This is a genomic window from Nonomuraea sp. KM90 (genome assembly GCF_052246675.1).
Lineage (GTDB): Bacteria > Actinomycetota > Actinomycetes > Streptosporangiales > Streptosporangiaceae > Nonomuraea.
Genome location: NZ_JBQQCB010000037.1, coordinates 1 through 18,007, shown reverse-complemented (window position 1 = coordinate 18,007; position 18,007 = coordinate 1). Strand labels below are relative to the sequence as shown.

Here is an 18,007-nt window from a genome sequence, read left to right as displayed (position 1 = left end):
CATGCCCGGCATCGACAGCAAGGACATCCGCAAGATCATCGTGGCGTGCGACGCGGGCATGGGCAGCAGCGTGATGCTCGCCTCCACGCTCAAGAAGCAGCTCAAGGAGACCGGCGTGACCGTGGAGCACACCCCGGTCAACTCCATCCCCGACGACGCCGACGTGGTCGTGTGCCACTCGGGCCTGGCCGCCCGGGCCCGGGCAGCCGCGCCGGGGAAGGTGCTGGTGTCGTTCCAGATCTTCCTGGGCGACCCGGCGGTGACCCGGCTGGTGAACACGATCAAGAACGGTGGCACGGTCGATGCGTGAGGGCCTGCTCGACCCGCGGGCCGTGCTGCTGCACGAGAGCGCCCCCGACCGCGCCGCGGCCATCCGCCGGTGCGGGCGGGCGCTGGTCGACGTGGGTGCGGTCGCGGAGCCGTACATCGAGGCAATGCTCGAACGCGAGCGGACGATCTCCACCTACGTCGGCGAGGGCGTGGCCATCCCGCACGGGACGGCGGCCTCCAAGGAGGACGTCAAGCGCGACGCCATCTGCGTGGTGCGCTTCCCCGGGGGTATCGACTGGGACGGCGAGCCGGTCACCTTGTGCGTCGGCATCGCCGCCAAGGACGACGGTCACGTGCCGTTGCTGGCGGCGCTGGCCGAGATCTTGCTCGACCCGGACCGGGCGCGAGCGCTGCGCGAGGCCACCGAGGTCTCCCAAGTGGTACAGGAGCTCACATGAAGGTCGCCCGATTCCACGCCCCAGGCGACATCAGGATCGAGGACGCGCCCGAGCCGGTGGCCGGGCCGGACGAGCTGAAGATCCGCGTACGCAACTGCTCGACCTGCGGCACCGACGCCAAGATCTTCAAGTTCGGCCATCACCACATCGTGCTGCCGCGCGTGATGGGCCACGAGATCGCCGGCGAGGTCGTGGACACCGGCGCGCGGGTGCAGGTGATCGCCGCCATCCCGTGCGGCGCCTGCGCCGAGTGCCGCCGGGGTCGCCAGACCGTGTGCCCGAACCAGGAGTCGATGGGCTACCACTACGACGGCGGCTTCGCCGAGTACATGATCGTGCCGGCGAAGGTGCTCGCCGTGGACGGCGTCAACGCCATCCCCGACGGCGTCGGCTTCGCGGAGGCGTCGGTGGCCGAGCCGCTGGCGTGCGTGCTGAACGGCCAGACGCTGGCGCGGGTGGGCCCCGGCGACGACGTGGTGGTGATGGGCGCGGGCCCGATCGGCTGCCTGCACGTACGCCTGGCGCGGGCACGCGGGGCGGCCCGGGTCTTCCTCGTGGACGTCAACGCGCAGCGCCTGGCGATGGCCGCCGAGCTGGTGAACCCCGACGCGGCCATCGACTCCGACCCCGTGGAGCAGGTGCTCAAGCTGACCGGCGGCCGGGGCGCCGACGTGGTGATCACGGCGGCGGCCTCGGGCGCGGCGCAGGAACAGGCGGTGCGCATGGCCGCCCGGCAGGGCCGGATCAGCTTCTTCGGCGGGCTGCCCAAGGACGACCCGGTCATCGCCCTCGACTCGAATCTCGTGCACTACCGCGAGCTGACCGTCGTCGGCGCCAACGGCTCCAGCCCCGCCCAGAACGCGCAGGCGCTGCGGCTGGTGGCCGAGGGGGCCGTCGTGGTGTCCGACCTGATCACGCACCGGCTGCCGCTGCCCCGGGCGCTGGACGGGATCGACCTCGTCAGCCGGGGTACGGCCATCAAGGTCACGATCGAACCCTAGGAGATGGTGATGGCTCAGCGAACGGTGACGGTGGCCTCGGCCAGCGGCCTGCACGCCCGTCCCGCCAAGCTGTTCGTGCAGGCGGCGGCGAAGGCGGCGGTGCCGGTGACGATCCGGGCCGGGGACAAGGCCGTGCCCGCCAGGAGCATGCTGGGGGTGCTGTCGCTGGGGGCGGTGCGCGGCACGGAGGTCACGCTGGAGGCGGACGGGCCGGGCGCGGAAGAGGCGCTGGACGCGCTGGCGGCGCTGCTGTCGCGCGACCTGGACGCGGAGGAGGCCCTCGATGGCTGACCCGGGCGCGGGCCCCTGGAGGGGGACGGCCGGGCGGCTGACCGGGCTGGGGGTCAGCCAGGGGCGGGCCGCCGGGCCGCTGGTCCGGATGGCCGGACCTCCCGCGCTGCCCGCGCCGCGCGGCGTCACCGACCCCGGCGCGGAGGCGGCCGCGGTCGGCAAGGCGCTGGAGGCCGTGGCCGCCGACCTCAACCGGCGCGCCGCCGGCACGGAGGGCGAGGCGGCGGAGATCCTCGAGGCCCTCGCCATGATCGCCGACGACCCGATCCTGCGTGAGGACGCCGAGGCGCAGGCCCGTGAGGGCCTGGACGCCGCGCACGCCCTGGACGCCGCCTTCGGCCGGCACCGCGAGGCGCTGGCGGCGCTCGGCGGCTACCTGGCCGAGCGGGCCGCCGACCTGGACGACCTCAAGCACCGGGCGGTGGCGTTCGCGCTCGACCTGCCCATGCCCGGCCTGCCCGCCCCCGGGCACCCCTACGTGCTGGTCGCCGAGGACCTCTCCCCCGCCGACACCGCGGGCCTCGGGCCGGACGTCCTGGCGCTGGTCACCGAGCGCGGCGGCCCCACCAGCCACACCGCGATCCTGGCGCGCGCCAGGGGCCTGCCCGCCGTGGTGGCGTGCGCGGGCGCCCTGGCCGTGCCCGACGGCACCGTGATCGGCGTGGACGGCGGCACCGGCGAGATCGCGGTCGGCCTCACCGCGCAGGAGGCGGCGGAGGTCGCCGAGGAGGGCCGAGCCCGCGCGGTACGGCTGGCGGCGAGCGAGGGGCCGGGCACGACCGCCGACGGGCACCCGGTCAAGCTGCTGCACAACGTCGGCTCGGCGGCGGACCTGCGACCGGGCGCCGAGGGGGTGGGCCTGTTCAGGACGGAGTTCCTGTTCCTGGACCGCAAGCTGGCGCCGTCGTACGAGGAGCAGGTCAGCGCGTACGCGGAGGTGTTCGGCCAGGCCGGGCACGTGATCGTGCGCACGCTCGACGCGGGCACCGACAAGCCGCTGCCCTTCCTCGGCCTCCCCGAGGAGCAGAACCCCGCCCTGGGCGTGCGCGGCCTGCGCGTGGACCGGCTGCTGCCGGAGGTGCTGGACACCCAGCTCGACGCGATAGCGGCGGCGGCGCGGCAAACGGGCACGCGGCCGTGGGTGATGGCGCCGATGGTCACCACCCTGGCGGAGGCGAGCAGCTTCGCCCGCCGCGCCCGGGCCAGGGGCATCACCCAGGTCGGGGTGATGGTCGAGGTCCCGGCGGCGGCCCTGCGGGCGGCGCGGCTGCTGCAGGAGGTCGACTTCCTCAGCATCGGCACCAACGACCTGGCCCAGTACACCTTCGCCGCCGACCGCCAGCACTCCGCCCTGGCAGACCTCCTGGACCCGAGCCAGCCGGCGCTGCTGGAACTGGTCGCCATGTGCGCCCGGGCCGGCCTGGAGGCGGGCAAGCCGGTGGGCGTGTGCGGGGAGGCGGCGGGCGACCCGCTGCTGGCCCCCCTGCTGGTGGGCCTGGGGGTGACCAGCCTGTCCATGGCTCCCGTGTGCGTGCCGCTGGTCCGCGAGGCGCTGGCCCGGCTCACCCTGGAGGAGTGCCGCGAGCGCGCCCGCGCGGCCCTGGAGTGACCGTCAGGCGACCGGCTCGGGGTTGTGCGCGCTGAGCCGGAGCCGGTCGCCCTCGACGTCCACCGTCACCTTGCCGCCCTCGCTCACCTCGCCGGTCAGCAACATCGCCGACAGCCGGCTGTCCAGCTCCCGCTGCACGGTGCGGCGCAGCGGCCGGGCCCCGAACTCGGGCTGGTAGCCGCGCCCGGCCAGCCAGTCCTTGGCCGCGTCCGTGACCTCCAGCGCCACGTCCTGGCCGCGCAGGCGCTGCCGGGTGCGGTCCAGCAGCAGGTCCACGATCTGGCGGAGCTGGTCGCGCTCCAGCCGCTTGAAGACGATGGTCTCGTCAATGCGGTTGAGCAGCTCCGGCCGCAGCGAGTGCCGCAGCAGGTCCATCAGGCGGTCCTCGAGCTGCCCGGCGTCGCCGGTGGCCTCCAGGATCAGCTCCGCGCCGAGGTTGCTGGTCATGATGACGATCGTGTTCGTGAAGTCCACGGTGCGGCCCTGGCCGTCGGTCAGGCGGCCGTCGTCGAGCATCTGCAGCAGGATGTTCATGACGTCGGGGTGGGCCTTCTCGATCTCGTCGAGCAGGATCACGCCGTGCGGGCGGCGGCGTACGGCCTCGGTGAGCTGGCCCGCCTCCTCGTAGCCGACATATCCGGGCGGCGCCCCGATGAGGCGCGAGACCGTGTGCCGCTCCTGGAACTCGCTCATGTCGATGCGCACCATGTGGTCCTCGCCCCCGAACAGGGCCGCCGCCAGGGCCCTGGCCAGCTCCGTCTTGCCGACGCCCGTCGGGCCGAGGAACAGGAAGCTGCCGATCGGGCGGTTCGGGTCCGACAGGCCGGCCCTGGACCTGCGTACGGCCTCGGCGATGGCGGTGACGGCCTCGTCCTGGCCGATGACGCGCTCGTGCAGGTGCTCCTCCAGGCGCATCAGCCGGTCGCGCTCCTGCTCGGTGAGCTGGGTGACCGGGATGCCGGTGCGGCGGGAGACGACCTGGGCGATGTCCTCGACCATGACCTGCGGGACGGTGTCCGCGCCGTGCCTGGCCCGCTCCAGCTCCGGCCGGAGCTTGTCGATCTGCGTGGCCAGCTCCTTGGCCCGGTCGAAGTCGTCGGCGGCGACGGCCTGGTCCTTGTCGCGGCGCAGCCCGTCGAGGCGCTCCTCCAGCTCGCGCACGTCGCTGCCGGGCGTGCGCGAGCGCAGCCGCACCCGGGCCGCGGACTGGTCCATCAGGTCGATGGCCTTGTCGGGCAGGAAGCGGTCGGAGATGTAGCGGGCTGACAGGTTGGCCGCCGCGTCGAGGGCCTCGTCGGTGATGCGGACCTGGTGGTGGGCCTCGTACGTGTCGCGCAGCCCGGCCAGGATCTCGACCGTCTGCTCCACGCTCGGCTCGGCGACCAGGATCGGCTGGAAGCGGCGTTCGAGGGCGGCGTCCTTCTCGATGTTCTTGCGGTACTCGTCGATGGTCGTGGCGGCGATGACGTGCAGCTCGCCGCGGGCCAGGGCGGGCTTGAGGATGTTCGCGGCGTCCATGCCACCCTCGGCCGAGCCCGCGCCGACCAGCGTGTGCACCTCGTCGATGAAGACGATGACCTCGTCGGCGTGCGCGCGTACCTCGTCGATGACCTTCTTGATGCGCTCCTCGAACTCGCCCCGGTATTTGGACCCGGCCACCATCCCGGTCAGGTCGAGGCCGATGACGCGGCGGTCCTTGAGCGTGTCGGGGACGCTGCCGTTGACGATGCGCTGGGCGATGCCCTCCACGATCGCGGTCTTGCCGACGCCCGGCTCGCCGATGAGGCACGGGTTGTTCTTGGTGCGGCGCGAGAGCACCTCGATGGACTGCTCGATCTCGTCCTCGCGGCCGACGACCGGGTCGATGCGGCCCTGCCTGGCCTCCTCGGTGAGGTCGCGGCCGTACTCGTCGAGCGAGGGCGTGTCCGTCCGCCGCTGCCCGTCGCCGCCGGTCCTGCCCGCACCGGACATGAGGGCCTGCTGCAGCTCGTTCGCCGAGACGCCCTGCTCCTGCAGGAGGCGGGCGGCGACGGAGTCGGGGTTGGCGGCCAGCGCGAGGAGGAGGTGCTCGGGGCCGATGTACGACGACTGCAGGGCGCGGGAGATGCGCTGGGCGTCCAGGACGGCGCGCTTGGCCGCCGGGGAGAGCGTCGTGGGCGGCTCGGTGGCCTCGCCGGGGCCGGCCACCGCGTCGATGCGGTCGCGCAGCCGCCCGGCGTCCGCCCCGGCCGTGCGCAGCAGGTTACCGATGGCGTCGTCGTCGAGCAGCGCGTCGAGCAGGTCGAGCACGTCCAGGTCGGGCGCGCCGCGCTGGCCGGCGGCCTCCAGCGCCCGGCTCAGCGCCTCCCTGGCCGAGGCGCTGAGCAATCGGCCGACGTCCACCCGCTGGACGCCGGGCCGGGACGGCGGCCAGCCTTCCATGCCGCCGAACACCCGGCCCGTGAGCTCCTCGAACCCCCTGAACGGGTCCCCGCCAAAGAACGACCTGAACGGCATTTCCGACATCGCATGTCCCCCTCGCGCTCAGGGGGACATCTAGCCGCGAGCACCGCACAACATAGCCAAGAGCCGGCAAAGCATCCGGTCGCGGGCAGGCGCCGATCGTTCGGTCACGGGCGGCGGCGCAGGGCCGCCTCCGCCAGCTCGGGAGGCTGCCAGCCCGCGTCGGCCGGGTTGAGCGTGACGCCGGGCGGGACGATCTCGTCGATGCGGTCGAGCACGTCGTCGCTCAGCCGCACCTCCGCGGCGCTGAGCTGGCTCTCCAGGTGCTCCATGGTGCGCGGCCCGATGATGGCCGAGGTCACCGCCCGGTGCCTGATCGTGAACGCCAGCGACAGCTCGATCAGCGTGATCCCGGCCTCCTCCGCCAGGACGGCCAGCCGCTCGACCGCGTCCAGCTTGCGCTGGTTGCCTTCGAGCGCCATGTCGTAGCGCTGCGGCAGGTTGGCCGCGCGGCGCGTCTGGGGCAGGTCCTGGCCCTTGCGGTAGCGGCCGGTGAGCCAGCCGCCGGCGAGCGGGCTCCAGACGATGACGCCCATGCCGTACTTCTCGGCCACGGGCAGCACGTCGGCCTCGATGCCGCGCACGAGCGGCGAGTAGGGAGGCTGCTCGCACACGAACCGCTCCAGCGCGCGCCGCTCCGACGCCCACTGGGCCTCGACCATGCGGTGGGCGGGGAAGGTGGAGCTGCCGATGTAGCGGACCTTGCCCTGCCGGACGAGGTCGGTCAGCGCGCCGAGGGTCTCGTCGATGTCGGTGCCGGGGTCGGGACGGTGGATCTGGTAGAGGTCGATCCAGTCGGTGCCGAGGCGGCGCAGGCTGTTCTCGACGGCCTGGAAGATCCAGCGGCGGGAGTTGCCTCCCTGGTTGGGACCCTCGCCCATGACGCCGTGGCACTTGGTGGCCAGCACCACGTCGTCGCGCTTGCCCGACTTGGCCAGCGCCTGGCCGACGAACTCCTCCGACTGGCCCTGGGAGTAGACGTCGGCGGTGTCGATGAAGTTGACGCCCGAGTCGAGCGCCCGGTCGATGATCCGGGCCGACTCCTCCGGGTCGGACTCGCCCCACCACCCGAACATCATCGCGCCGAGGCAGAGGGGGCTGACTTTGAGACCGGTACGTCCGAGTACGCGATATTCCGTCACGGCTCTCACTCTGTCGCAACGAGGTCGATGACGGGAGTGTCACCGGAGACGAGTTCCAGCGTCCGGTGGGCGGTGCCGGGGTTTTCCAGCAGCGCGACGATGACGGCGGCCACGTCGTCGCGCGGCACCGCGCCCCTCGGGACCTCCGGGGCCAGCCGCACCAGACCGGTGCCGGGCTCGTCGGTGAGGCGTCCCGGGCGCAGGATCGTCCAGGCCAGGTCGCGGGCGCGCAGGTCGTCCTCGGCCTCGGTCTTGGCCTTGATGTAGGCGGCCCACACCTCGTCGGTGCCGGGTGCGGGCGGCTTGCCGGCACCCATGGACGAGATCTGGATGAACCGCCCCACGCCCGCCCGTTCCGCCGCCTCGGCCAGCAGCACGGAGGCGCCCCGGTCGACGGTGTCCTTGCGCGGCACGCCGCTGCCGGGGCCCGCGCCGGCCGCGAACACGACCGCGTCGGCGCCCTCGACGACGCGTACGACGTCGTCCAGGCTCGCCTTCTCCAGGTCGCACACCACGGCCTCGGCCCCGGTGGCCTCGACGTCGGCGACGTGCGCCGGGTTGCGCACCAGCCCGACCGCGCCCGATTTGAGCCGGGCGGCCAGCCGCAGCGCGATCTTCCCGTGTCCACCCGCGATGATGATCCGCATACCGCCATGGTGTCATGGACACATGTACGACTTCCCGGAGGCGCCCACGCCCGCGTTCCTGTTCGACCTGGACGGCACCCTGATCGACAGCGTCTACCAGCACGTGGTGGCCTGGCGGCAGGCGCTGGCCGGGATGGGCATCGACCTGTCGGTGTGGCGCATCCACCGCCGCATCGGCATGAGCGGCGGGCTGTTCGTCAGCGCGCTGCTGCGCGAGACCGGGCTCAAGCTGACCCGGGAGCAGATCGAGGAGCTGCAGACCACGCACATGGAGTGGTACGAGCGGCAGGCCGGATCGGTCCGGCCGCTGCCGGGGGCGGCGGAGCTGCTGGCGGAGCTGACCGCGCGCGGCGTGCCGTGGGCCATCGCCACCAGCGGCTACGCCCGCACCGCCCGGCTCGCCCTGGGCCTGCTGGGCCTGCCGGACGACACGCCGATGGTCACCCGCGACCTGGTGCGCCGGGCCAAGCCGGACCCCGACCTGTTCCTCGCCGGTGCCGCACTGGTGCAGGTGGACCCGGCGCACGCCATGGTGGTGGGCGACAGCGTCTGGGACCTGCTGGCCGCCCGCCGGGCCGGCGCGCTGGGCATCGGGCTGCTGTCCGGGGGGTACGGGAGGGACGAGCTCGAGCGCGCGGGCGCCTTCAGGGTCTACGCCGATCCGGCCGACATGCTGGACCGGCTCGACGAACTCGGCGTACGGCAGAGTGATTGACCTGGCGACTGAGGTGGGAATATCCCACCGAACCTCCGAGCTGGACCATGCGTATTCCCCGAAGAGGAGCTGAGATGGACTTGGCAGACATCGGCGTCACCGGCCTGGCGACCATGGGGCGCAACCTGGCCAGGAACCTGGCCAGGCACGGCTACGCGGTGGCCGTGCACAACCGCTCGTACGGCCGTACGCAGCAGTTGGTGAAGGAGTTCGGCGGGGAGGGCACGTTCGTGCCGTCCGAGGACCTCGCCGGCTTCGTCGCCTCGCTGAAGCGGCCACGGCGGGCGATCATCATGGTGAAGGCGGGGGCGGGCACCGACGCGGTGATCGACCAGCTCGCCGACCTGATGGAGCCGGGCGACATGATCGTCGACGGCGGCAACGCCCACTTCGAGGACACGCGGCGGCGCGAGGCCGCGCTGCGCGAGCGGGGCCTGCACTTCGTCGGCACCGGCATCTCCGGTGGCGAGGAGGGCGCCCTGAACGGCCCGAGCATCATGCCGGGCGGGTCGAAGGAGTCGTGGGAGGCGCTCGGCCCGATCCTGCAGGACATCGCGGCCAAGGTGGACGGTGTGCCGTGTTCGGTGCACGTCGGCCCGGACGGGGCCGGGCATTTCGTGAAGATGGTGCACAACGGCATCGAATATTCGGACATGCAGCTCATCGCGGAGTCCTACGACCTGCTGCGGCAGGCCCTGGGCGCGACCCCGGCCGAGCTGGCCGAGGTGTTCCGGGAGTGGAACCGCGGCGAGCTCGACTCCTACCTGATCGAGATCACCGCCGAGGTGCTCGACCAGGTGGACGCCGAGACGGGCAAGCCGTTCGTGGACGTCGTGGTGGACCAGGCCGAGCAGAAGGGCACCGGCCGCTGGACCGTGCAGAGCGCCCTCGACCTGGGCGTGCCGGTGACGGGCATCGCGGAGGCGACGTTCGCCCGCGCCCTGTCCGGCCACCCGGAGCAGCGGGCCGCGGCGGCGCAGCTGAGCGGGCCGAAGCTGTCCGGGGTCGGCGGGCGCGAGCTGGTGGAGGACGTACGCCAGGCCCTGTACGCCTCCAAGATCGTGGCCTACGCCCAGGGCTTCGACCAGATGGCGGCGGCCTCGAAGGAATACGGCTGGGATCTCGAGCTGGGCGCGATGGCGACCATCTGGCGGGGCGGGTGCATCATCCGGGCCAAGTTCCTCGACCGGATCCGGACCGCGTACGACGCGAACCCGGCGCTCCCGACGCTGCTGGCCGACCCGACGTTCGCGGCCGCCCTGGACGCGGCGCAGGAGTCGTGGCGGCGGGTGGTGACCACGGCCGTGCAGATCGGCGTGCCGACGCCCGGGTTCTCCTCGGCCCTGGCCTACTATGACGGGCTGCGCCGGGACCGGCTGCCGGCGGCGCTGGTGCAGGGGCTGCGCGACTTCTTCGGCGCGCACACCTACCACCGGGTGGACAAGGAGGGCGCCTTCCACACCGACTGGTCCGGCGACCGCGCGGAGCGCCCGGCGTAGCCCTCGCCCCCAGCTCTCAGCGGGCGGCGCCGGTCTTGTCTTCGGCCGGCGCCGGCTCGTCAGCGGGCGGCGCCGGCCTGTCCGCGTGGAGGGCCGCCCATCGCCACCGCGTTGGCGACCGCCGTCACCACGCAGAAGCCGATCGGCCCGGCGGTGTCGTGCACGGTCACCTGGCCTGTCGCGACGCCGCCGGCGCCGACGTGCCCGGTGGACTCCACGCCGACGAGCTCGCCCTCCGGCAGCCGGGCCAGCGTGAGCGTGTAGTCGGCGTTGATGAAGCGCAGCCCGTCGGCCTGGGCGTTGCTGAGCGGGCTGGCGAAGTCGGCGGCCAGCGCGACCCGCACGAACGGGGTCAGCGGCTCGTCGTCCACCAGCGGGTACTTCTCCCGCATCCACACCCGGCCCGGCCCCGGCGCGCCCCACTCCGTCACCCGCCACAGGTCGAACGGCGGAGTCCACCCGCCCCCCTCCACCGGCGGGCCGGAGGGCGCCGGCTCGTCCCAGGCGGGCGTGACGATCGACCGCTCCCCCTCCGGCTGCTCGCCCTGCCGCAGCAGCACGGCACTCGCCCGCGCGATCACCCCCTGGTCGGTGGAGATGGTGGCGTCGGCCACCCGGATCCTGCGTCCGTCACGGACCAGGGCCGTCTCCACGGTGACGGGCAGCATCGGGCTGTTGCGGAACAGGTCGACCGTCAGCCGGGCGAAGTGCAGGCCGGGCTCGGCATGGCGCTCCTCCAGGGCCCGGGCGGCCAGCCCGCCGAGCAGGCGGCCGTGCAACATGTCGGGGGACCAGGGGCCGCGGGCGTGCGGCGCGGGGACGAGCTCGTCCCTCTTTCGGGTGAAAAACGCTGACGTCGACGACACAGAATCAGATTCTAGAGGAGAGCAGGCGGCGACCGAGCGCGCGCAGGTGCTCCTTCAGCTCGACCGGCTCGATCACCTGGAAGTCGACGTCGAGAAAGGCCACGACGACGGCCATGAGGTGCAGGTCGTCGCCGCGCAGGGTGAGCAGGCAACGGTCGTCGCCGACGGGTGCGAGCGTCCCGGAGGTGCGGCCGGCGAACCGCTCGGCCGGGCCGTGCAGCAGGAAGCGGGCCTCCACCGGCCACATCTCGTGGGCCAGGCGGTTCTGCATCCAGGCGGCCACGTCGGGACCGGGCGGCTCGCGGGGAGTGAAGCGGGGGCCGTTGGGCGTGCGCAGGCGGATCCGGTCGGCGCGGTAGGTGCGCCAGTCGCCGCGATCGGCGTCCCAGCCCACCAGGTACCAGCGGTTGCCCCGGCTGACGAGGCTGTGCGGCTCGGCCCTCCTGAGCGCGGGCTCGCCCTGGTGGCCGGTGTAGTCGAAGCGGAGCTGCTCGTGGTCGCGGCAGGCGGCGGTGATGCGGGTCAGCACGTCGGCGTCCACGGTGGGGCCGCCGTGGTCGATCCGTACGGTGTGGGTCTGCAGCGCGTTCACCCGGTGGCGCAGGCGGGCGGGCAGGACCTGTTCGAGCTTGGCCAGCGCGCGCAGGGAGGTCTCCTCGATGCCGGTCACCGTGCCGTTCGCGGCCGTACGCAGCCCGACCGCCACCGCCACGGCCTCCTCGTCGTCGAGCAGCAGCGGCGGCAGCTCCGCACCCGCGCCGAGCCGGTAGCCGCCCGCCACCCCGGGCGTGGAGTGGACCGGGTAGCCGAGGCTGCGCAGCCGTTCGACGTCGCGGCGCACCGTCCTGGGGGCCACCCCGAGCCGGTCCGCCAGGTCGGCGCTGGACCAGTCGCGCCGGGCCTGAAGGAGGGACAGCAGGCGCAGCAGTCTCGCTGAGGTGTCGAGCACGCCTCCCATTGTGTCCCGATATTGGCCGCAATAGTGCCTAGCTTTGGCGGCATGGACGAATTCGTCATCGACATATCCCAGGACCGGCTCGACGATCTGCGGGAGCGGCTGGCCAGGACGCGCTGGCCGGACGCGATCGACGGGGCCGGCTGGTCGTACGGGGTGCCGCCGGAGGCGGTGCGGGAGCTGGCGGCGTACTGGCTGGACGGGTACTCCTGGCGGGCGCACGAGGCCCGGCTGAACGAGCTGCCGCAGTACACGACCGAGATCGACGGGCAACTGGTGCACTTCGCGCACGTCCGCTCGGACCGTCCCGGCGCGCTGCCGCTGCTGCTGACGCACGGGTGGCCCAGCTCGTTCGCCGACTTCGCGCGCGTGGCCGGGCCGCTCAGCCGGGACTTCCACCTGGTCGTCCCCTCCATCCCGGGCTTCGCCTTCTCCGGCCCCACCCGCTCGCCGGGCTGGGGGGTGCGGCGGATCGCCGCCGCGTGGGTCACGCTGATGGACCGGCTCGGGTACGACCGGTTCGGCGTGCAGGGCGGCGACTTCGGCTCGCTGATCTCGGCCGCGGTGGGCCGGGCCGCCCCCGGCCGGGTGGCCGGGGTGCACCTGAACGCCTCTGTCACCGCCTTCCCCACCGACGACCTGTCCGGCCTGACGGAGGAGGAGCGGGCGCGGGCCGCCGGGGTGGAGGAGTGGCAGGAGGTCTCCGGGTACGCCGTCATCCAGGGCACCCGGCCGCAGACCCTCGCGTACGCCCTGGTGGACTCGCCGGCCGGGCAGCTCGCCTGGAACCTGGACGCGTTCGCCTCCTGGGGCCAGGACATCGGCGGCCTCTCCCCCGACGACATCCTGACCGACGTGGCCATCTACTGGTTCACCGGCACGGCGGGCTCGGCCGGCCGCCTGTACAAGGAGAGCGCCCCCGACTGGGCCCCGCCCGCCGAGCCCGACCCCACGCCGACCGGCTTCGCGATCTTCCCCGGCGACACGACCGTGCGGCGGTACGCCGACCGGGTTCACCACGTGGTGCACTGGTCGGAGTTCCCGAGGGGCGGCCACTACGCCGCCCTCCAGGCCCCCGACCTGCTCGTGACCGACATCCGGGCGTTCTTCTCCGCCCTCTGACCGGCGGGCATGAGGCAGAAGGGGTGGCCTTCGGGGTCGACGAGCACCGTCCAGTCGTCAACCGCCCGGCTGGACGTCCGGCACGGTGGCACCGAGCCCCGCGAGCTCCTTCGCGGCGGCCCCGACGTCCCCGAGGCGGGCGGCCTCGTCTCGCCGGCCCGGCTCCTGGGCGTGTCGCCGTTCCAGCTGAGCCGCGCCTTCACCCGCGAGCTGGGCGTCTCCCTGACCCGCCACCGCAACCGTGTGCGCGTGGGCCGGGCCCTCGACCGGCTGGAGCTCGGCGAGCCGAGCCTGGCCGTGCTGGCCGCCGACCTGGGGTTCGCCGACCAGGCGCACCTGACCCGGACGATCCGCCGCCACGTCTGCCACACCCCCACCGCCCTGCGCCGCCTGCTCACGGCCCGGAATGCGGGACCGAGTGGATTTTCACCGACCCGCCGCCATAAGCTCCCCCAATGCGTGATCTAGGTGAGGACCCCCGCCCGGCCCGGGGCGCCGTCCGCGAGATCCATTCCCTCCACGGCCCCGCCACCCTGGCCTACTCCCCCGACCTCGACGGCCTGGCCGACCCCGGCGAGATCGTCTGGGCGTGGGTCCCGTACGAGGAGGACCCGTCCCGGGGCAAGGACCGGCCGTTGCTGATCGTGGGCCGCACGGGGCGCAGGCTCCTGGGCATGATGCTGTCCAGCAGGGGCGAGGACGGGCCCGACTGGCTGGAGCTGGGCGCGTGGGGGCGTGACGGCCGGGTGTCGTACGTACGCCTGGACCGGGTGTTCGTGCTGGACGAGGACGACATCAGGCGAGAGGGCGCCGTGCTGGACGGCGATCGCTTCGCCCGGGTCGCGGCCCGCCTCATGAAGACCCACGGCTGGGGCGCCGGCTAGCGGCCACCCGTACGCGAGGAACTATCGCCACGGCCGTCGCCGGTCACCCTGCACCTCGGGCCGCCGGCCGGCAAGACGTCCGGGGCCGGGGGTGACCTGGCGTGGGGGCCGGCCAATCCGGCCGGTGGGCTGGCGCTGGTGCGTTCGTCGGCGCGGGCGGGGGAAATCCTCTACCGGAGGCTCTCCGCCTCCGGGCGGAGCCTGGCGGCGGCGCGCAGGGCCAGCCACAGCAGCAGGGCGAGCAGGCCGACCAGGACGTACTCGATCGCCGGGATCCTGACCGCCTCCCGGGCCGCGCCGCCGAGGTCGCCGCGCAGTCCGTACACGACCATGGCCGCCCCCACGTAGCAGGCGGCCAGCACCCAGCGGGTGGCGGCCGACAGGCCCAGGCCGTGCATCTGGGTGATGACGAAGACCCCCAGGAAGCCGAACAGGAACATCGGCCACGCCCCGTCCGGGCCGGAGGTCATGACGGCCACCAGGGTGCCGTGCACGGCGACCGCGGCCTCCAGGGTGAGCGTCCACCAGCGGTTCGTGTGGGCCCTGGTGAGGAAGAGGGAGCCCTGCAGGAGCAGCAGGAACATGTAGAAGAAGCCGATCAGGTGGCCGGAGGTGGCCTCCACCGGGTGGTACCAGAAGGTGTAGACGGCCGCCCAGCTGAACAGATAGCCGTGGTAGCGGCGGGCGAAGCCGACGACGGCCCGGCCGATGGGGGCGGGCCGGCCGAGGAAGAGCCCGCGCCGCCGGTTCTCCATCAGCAGGACGACCACGAGCAGCAGGATCACCGAGCCCTGCGAGCTGTAGATCGACACGTCCTGGGCGAGCCCGTCGTAGAACAGGTGCGTCTGCAGGGTGTGCAGGGCGATGAAGGCGGCGTTGACGGCCAGCGCGACGACGTTGACCCGGTGCAGGCCCGAGGTGTAGCGGCGAACCCTGGTCTGGGCATGGTGGATCAGCCACCAGAAGGCGAGCTGGTGGGCCGCGTAGCCGGTCCAGGCCGACACCCGGGTCCAGACGGTGGGGTCGGGGAGCTGCCAGTAGTACCAGGAGGCGCCCTGGTCGGGCAGCAGGTCGATGCCGTGCAGCCGCCGGCCCAGCAGCCAGATCAGCGCGGTGATGGCGGCGCTGGCCACCACGCCGAGGACAAGCGCGCGGCCCGCACTCACGTTCCTCAGCACAAGGGCTCCGTTCAAAGTGCTTCCATCATGGAACGTTTCGATTATGGAATAATAGCGGCATGGCAGCAAGCCGAGAGGAACGACCGGACGCGTTCGAGCTGATGGTGCTGATCCGCGCGCTGTACGTGGAGAGCGACCGGTTCGCCGAGCGCTTCGCGGCCCTGCACCGGCTGCACCGTACGGACCTGAACGCCCTGGTGGTCATCCTCGACGCGGCGCGGGCCGGCCGGCCGCTCACCCCCGGCGGGCTCGGCGGCGCGCTCAACCTCAGCCCGCCCGCCACCACCGCCCTGATCGACCGGCTGGAGCACGCCGGGCACGTCGAGCGGCGGCGCAGCACGACCGACCGCCGCAAGGTCGAGGTCGTGCTCAACGAGCAGGCCGCCGAGCTGGCCCGCCGGTTCTTCGCCCCGCTGGCCCGGCACCTGTCGGCCGCGATCGACGCGTTCACGCCCGAGGAACGGCAGGTCGTCGGGCGGTTCCTGGAGAGCGGGATCAAGGCCACGGCGGCGGCACGGCTGGAGGCGCACGACGGCTCAGCCCACGACGGATGAGCGCACGGCAGGGTCCAAGGCAGGGTCCAAGGCAGGGGCCCGCGCGGGCCGCGCCCGGTGGTCAGTCCGGGAGGACGGCCGCCAGTTCCGGGATGCGGGCGCGGTAGCCGTCGAGCAGCCGCCGCGCCGTCGTCACCGAGTCCACCAGCGGATGCAGCGCGAACGCCGCCACCGCCAGCCGCGACGACCCCGTCAGCGCGGCCTCGATGACCGTCTGCTCGACCGCTTTGACCTGCTGCGCCAGGCCCAGGAAGGAGCCCGGCAGCGGGCGGGTGGCCAGGGGCCGCACGCCGGAGCCGTCGACGGCGCACGGGATCTCCACGACCGCCTCCTCGGGCAGCCCGGGCACCGCGGCCCCGTTGCGGACGTTGAGGATCATGGTGGCCGGCTCCCCGCGCGCGATGGCGGCCATGAGCGCGAGCGCGATCCCCTCGTACCCGCCCGCCTCCAGATCGGCGGCGTCGCGCTCGCGCGCGTCGGTGGCGCCGCGCGCCTCCGCCATGTACGTCGCGTCCCGCTCCCTGCGTGCCCGCCGCCACTCGGCCAGCGCGTCGCCGGGCCGGGCGGCCACGGCGGCGTAGAACCGGTCCTGCTGCTCCAGCAGCGCCTCCCCGCGGGTACGCCCCGAGCTCGCCGCGACGACCTCCCGCGCGAAGTAGTAGTAGTACAGGTACTCGTTCGGCAGCGCCCCCAGCGCCCGCACCCAGTCGGCGCCGAGCAGCCGGGCCTCCTCGACCTGCCGCAGCGCCACGTCGTCGGCGAGCAGGCGGGGCAGCACGTCGCGTCCCTCGTAGGAGAGACCGCGCAGCCAGCCGAGATGGTTGAGCCCCACGTAGTCGGGCGCCACGCGCGCCGGGTCGAGCCCGAGGGCGGCGGCGGCCCGCCGGATCAGCCCGATCGGCGAGTCGCAGATGCCGATCACGCGGTCGCCGAGCACCCGCCGCATGGCCTCGGTGATCATCCCGGCCGGGTTGGTGAAGTTGATGACCCACGCCCGGGGCGCGAGTGCGGCCACCCGCTCCGCCACGCGCACCGCGACCGGCACGGTACGCAGGCCGAACGCGATGCCCCCCGGTCCGGTCGTCTCCTGGCCGACCAGTCCGAGGTCCAGCGCCACCCGCTCGTCGGCGGTGCGGCCGGCCAGCCCGCCGACGCGGACAGCCGAGAAGACGAACGCCGCGTCGCGCAGCGCGGTGTCGAGGTCGGTCGTGGTGCGTACGCGAGGCGGGTCGTCGTGCCCGGCGGCCAGCCCGCGCAGCACGTGCGAGATGGCCTCCAGCCGCTCGGGCGACACGTCGTACAGCACCACCTCCTCCACCCGGGGCTTGGCGGAGTCGCGCAGCAGCGCGCCGTACACGAGCGGGACCCGGAAGCCCCCGCCGCCGAGAACGGCCAGTCTCATCGTCGTCCCTTCACGCGAGCAGCACCTCGGCGCCCGCGGCGGCGCAGGCGCGCAGCGTCGCCGCGTCGGCGCCCTCGTTCGTGACGATCACGTCGACGTCCTCGGGCCCGCACACCCGCAGGGCGCCGGTGCCGGGGAACTTGTGCCGGTCCACCAGCAGCACCACCTGCCCGGCCGCCGCGATCATGGCGCGCTTCAGCGGCACCTCGGCGAGCGTGGTGTCCACGAGCTGCCCGTCGGGGCGCACGCCGCTGGCCCCCAGGAACACCCGGTCGGCCACCACCTGGCTCAGCGCGGCCTCGGTCAGCACCCCGACCAGCGAGTGGTACGTCCGGCGCACCATGCCGCCGAGCAGCAGCAGCTCGACCTGCGGATCGGAGCGCAGCACGTCGAGGACGGCGAGGCTGGAGGTCACCACGGTGACGCGGCGCCCGCGCAGCCGGCGGGCCAGCCGCATCGTGGTCGTCCCGATGTCGAGCAGCACCACGTCGCCGTCGCCGACGAGCCCGGCGGCGCGCGCGGCCACGGCCTCCTTGTCCTGCTCGTCGGTGACCGCCACCTCGGCGAAGGGCCGGTCGGCGTCGGCGTCGACACCGTTCAGGACGCCGGCCAGGGCGCCGCCGCGGACGCGGCGCAGCGTGCCGTCGCGGTCGAGCACTTCGAGGTCCCTGCGGATGGTGGACGGGCTCACGCCGAGCTGGCTGGCGAGATCGCGCACGCTGGTGGCGCCCGAGGCGCGGACGCGGCGCATGATCTCGGCATGCCGGAGGCGCTGGAGCACGGCGGCATTCTATCAGTCAAAATCGCGCAGAAGTAAGCATCTTGCGTCAAACGATCACGCGAAACACTTGAAGTGTGCGAGTAAACGTGCAAGATTGCGCACATCTCGGTGTGTCGAGGAGGACCTATTCC

General features: G+C 73.4%; 19 protein-coding genes. 11 read left to right on the top strand and 8 right to left on the bottom strand.

Annotated elements, in window-relative coordinates; all coding sequences use genetic code 11:
• Position 1: 1 nt before the first annotated feature.
• The 5 genes from ACTWPW_RS30435 to ptsP are packed head-to-tail and all read left to right on the top strand — an operon-like array spanning position 2 to position 3,629.
• Entirely contained in the window at positions 2–310 is a 309-nt protein-coding gene (locus tag ACTWPW_RS30435) for a PTS lactose transporter subunit IIB (protein WP_364135776.1), read from the top strand.
• Positions 303–728, top strand: coding sequence for a PTS sugar transporter subunit IIA (locus ACTWPW_RS30430; protein ID WP_375108427.1), 426 nt, complete (start codon positions 303–305; stop codon positions 726–728). Before ACTWPW_RS30435 ends, ACTWPW_RS30430 begins: the two co-directional genes overlap by 8 nt.
• Complete coding sequence (locus tag ACTWPW_RS30425) at positions 725–1,729, top strand: zinc-dependent dehydrogenase (protein WP_443170634.1); 1,005 nt, start codon at positions 725–727, stop codon at positions 1,727–1,729. Before ACTWPW_RS30430 ends, ACTWPW_RS30425 begins: the two co-directional genes overlap by 4 nt.
• A gap of 9 nt (positions 1,730–1,738) precedes the next feature.
• On the top strand, positions 1,739–2,020 hold the full coding sequence (locus ACTWPW_RS30420) for an HPr family phosphocarrier protein (RefSeq protein ID WP_364135770.1): 282 nt from the start codon (positions 1,739–1,741) through the stop codon (positions 2,018–2,020).
• Complete coding sequence (gene ptsP, locus ACTWPW_RS30415) at positions 2,013–3,629, top strand: phosphoenolpyruvate--protein phosphotransferase (protein ID WP_375108429.1); 1,617 nt, start codon at positions 2,013–2,015, stop codon at positions 3,627–3,629. Before ACTWPW_RS30420 ends, ptsP begins: the two co-directional genes overlap by 8 nt.
• 3 nt (positions 3,630–3,632) lie before the next feature.
• On the opposite strand, the gene ACTWPW_RS30410 is transcribed toward ptsP, so the two are convergent.
• The 3 genes from ACTWPW_RS30410 to ACTWPW_RS30400 all read right to left on the bottom strand — a co-directional run bounded on the left by ACTWPW_RS30410 (position 3,633) and on the right by ACTWPW_RS30400 (position 7,920).
• Complete coding sequence (locus ACTWPW_RS30410) at positions 3,633–6,134, bottom strand: ATP-dependent Clp protease ATP-binding subunit (protein ID WP_443170633.1); 2,502 nt, start codon at positions 6,132–6,134, stop codon at positions 3,633–3,635.
• A 104-nt stretch (positions 6,135–6,238) separates the two neighbouring features.
• Complete coding sequence (locus ACTWPW_RS30405) at positions 6,239–7,273, bottom strand: aldo/keto reductase (protein WP_443170632.1); 1,035 nt, start codon at positions 7,271–7,273, stop codon at positions 6,239–6,241.
• A 5-nt stretch (positions 7,274–7,278) separates the two neighbouring features.
• Positions 7,279–7,920, bottom strand: coding sequence for an SDR family oxidoreductase (locus ACTWPW_RS30400; RefSeq protein ID WP_375108432.1), 642 nt, complete (start codon positions 7,918–7,920; stop codon positions 7,279–7,281).
• Positions 7,921–7,942: 22 nt separating this feature from the next.
• Here ACTWPW_RS30400 and ACTWPW_RS30395 point away from each other — a divergent pair, with 22 nt between their 5' ends.
• Together ACTWPW_RS30395 and gndA are read left to right on the top strand one after the other, a co-directional pair.
• Complete coding sequence (locus tag ACTWPW_RS30395) at positions 7,943–8,635, top strand: HAD family hydrolase (protein ID WP_375108433.1); 693 nt, start codon at positions 7,943–7,945, stop codon at positions 8,633–8,635.
• Between the two features lie 74 nt (positions 8,636–8,709).
• The gene (gndA, locus tag ACTWPW_RS30390; protein WP_375108434.1) at positions 8,710–10,134 is read left to right on the top strand and encodes an NADP-dependent phosphogluconate dehydrogenase; all 1,425 of its coding nucleotides are present in this window, start codon (positions 8,710–8,712) and stop codon (positions 10,132–10,134) included.
• A gap of 59 nt (positions 10,135–10,193) precedes the next feature.
• On the opposite strand, the gene ACTWPW_RS30385 is transcribed toward gndA, so the two are convergent.
• Both ACTWPW_RS30385 and ACTWPW_RS30380 read right to left on the bottom strand, forming a co-directional pair.
• Entirely contained in the window at positions 10,194–11,000 is an 807-nt protein-coding gene (locus ACTWPW_RS30385; protein WP_375108435.1) for a thioesterase family protein, read from the bottom strand.
• Between the two features lie 4 nt (positions 11,001–11,004).
• Entirely contained in the window at positions 11,005–11,949 is a 945-nt protein-coding gene (locus ACTWPW_RS30380) for a helix-turn-helix transcriptional regulator (RefSeq protein WP_443170631.1), read from the bottom strand.
• Between the two features lie 51 nt (positions 11,950–12,000).
• On the opposite strand from ACTWPW_RS30380, the gene ACTWPW_RS30375 reads away from it, so the two are divergent.
• From ACTWPW_RS30375 to ACTWPW_RS30365, 3 genes are read left to right on the top strand one after another with little or no spacing between them, the layout of a single operon-like run.
• Positions 12,001–13,077, top strand: a complete 1,077-nt coding sequence (locus tag ACTWPW_RS30375; RefSeq protein ID WP_375108437.1) for an epoxide hydrolase family protein — start codon at positions 12,001–12,003, stop codon at positions 13,075–13,077.
• Between the two features lie 9 nt (positions 13,078–13,086).
• A complete protein-coding gene (locus tag ACTWPW_RS30370; RefSeq protein WP_443170630.1) occupies positions 13,087–13,545 on the top strand; it encodes a helix-turn-helix domain-containing protein in 459 nt (152 codons plus the stop codon).
• Positions 13,533–13,961: a type II toxin-antitoxin system PemK/MazF family toxin gene (locus ACTWPW_RS30365; RefSeq protein WP_364135741.1), complete on the top strand. Its 429-nt coding sequence runs from the start codon at positions 13,533–13,535 to the stop codon at positions 13,959–13,961. The genes ACTWPW_RS30370 and ACTWPW_RS30365 overlap by 13 nt, the downstream gene beginning before the upstream one ends.
• 170 nt (positions 13,962–14,131) lie before the next feature.
• On the opposite strand, the gene ACTWPW_RS30360 is transcribed toward ACTWPW_RS30365, so the two are convergent.
• Complete coding sequence (locus ACTWPW_RS30360; RefSeq protein WP_443170629.1) at positions 14,132–15,127, bottom strand: hypothetical protein; 996 nt, start codon at positions 15,125–15,127, stop codon at positions 14,132–14,134.
• 71 nt (positions 15,128–15,198) lie between these two features.
• On the opposite strand from ACTWPW_RS30360, the gene ACTWPW_RS30355 reads away from it, so the two are divergent.
• Positions 15,199–15,693, top strand: a complete 495-nt coding sequence (locus ACTWPW_RS30355; protein WP_443170628.1) for a MarR family winged helix-turn-helix transcriptional regulator — start codon at positions 15,199–15,201, stop codon at positions 15,691–15,693.
• Positions 15,694–15,754: 61 nt separating this feature from the next.
• Here ACTWPW_RS30355 and ACTWPW_RS30350 read toward each other — a convergent pair whose 3' ends face one another.
• Both ACTWPW_RS30350 and ACTWPW_RS30345 read right to left on the bottom strand, forming a co-directional pair.
• Entirely contained in the window at positions 15,755–17,095 is a 1,341-nt protein-coding gene (locus tag ACTWPW_RS30350; RefSeq protein ID WP_443170627.1) for a 6-phospho-beta-glucosidase, read from the bottom strand.
• A gap of 10 nt (positions 17,096–17,105) precedes the next feature.
• The gene (locus ACTWPW_RS30345) at positions 17,106–17,876 is read right to left on the bottom strand and encodes a DeoR/GlpR family DNA-binding transcription regulator (protein WP_375108443.1); all 771 of its coding nucleotides are present in this window, start codon (positions 17,874–17,876) and stop codon (positions 17,106–17,108) included.
• Between the last annotated feature and the right edge of the window lie 131 nt (positions 17,877–18,007).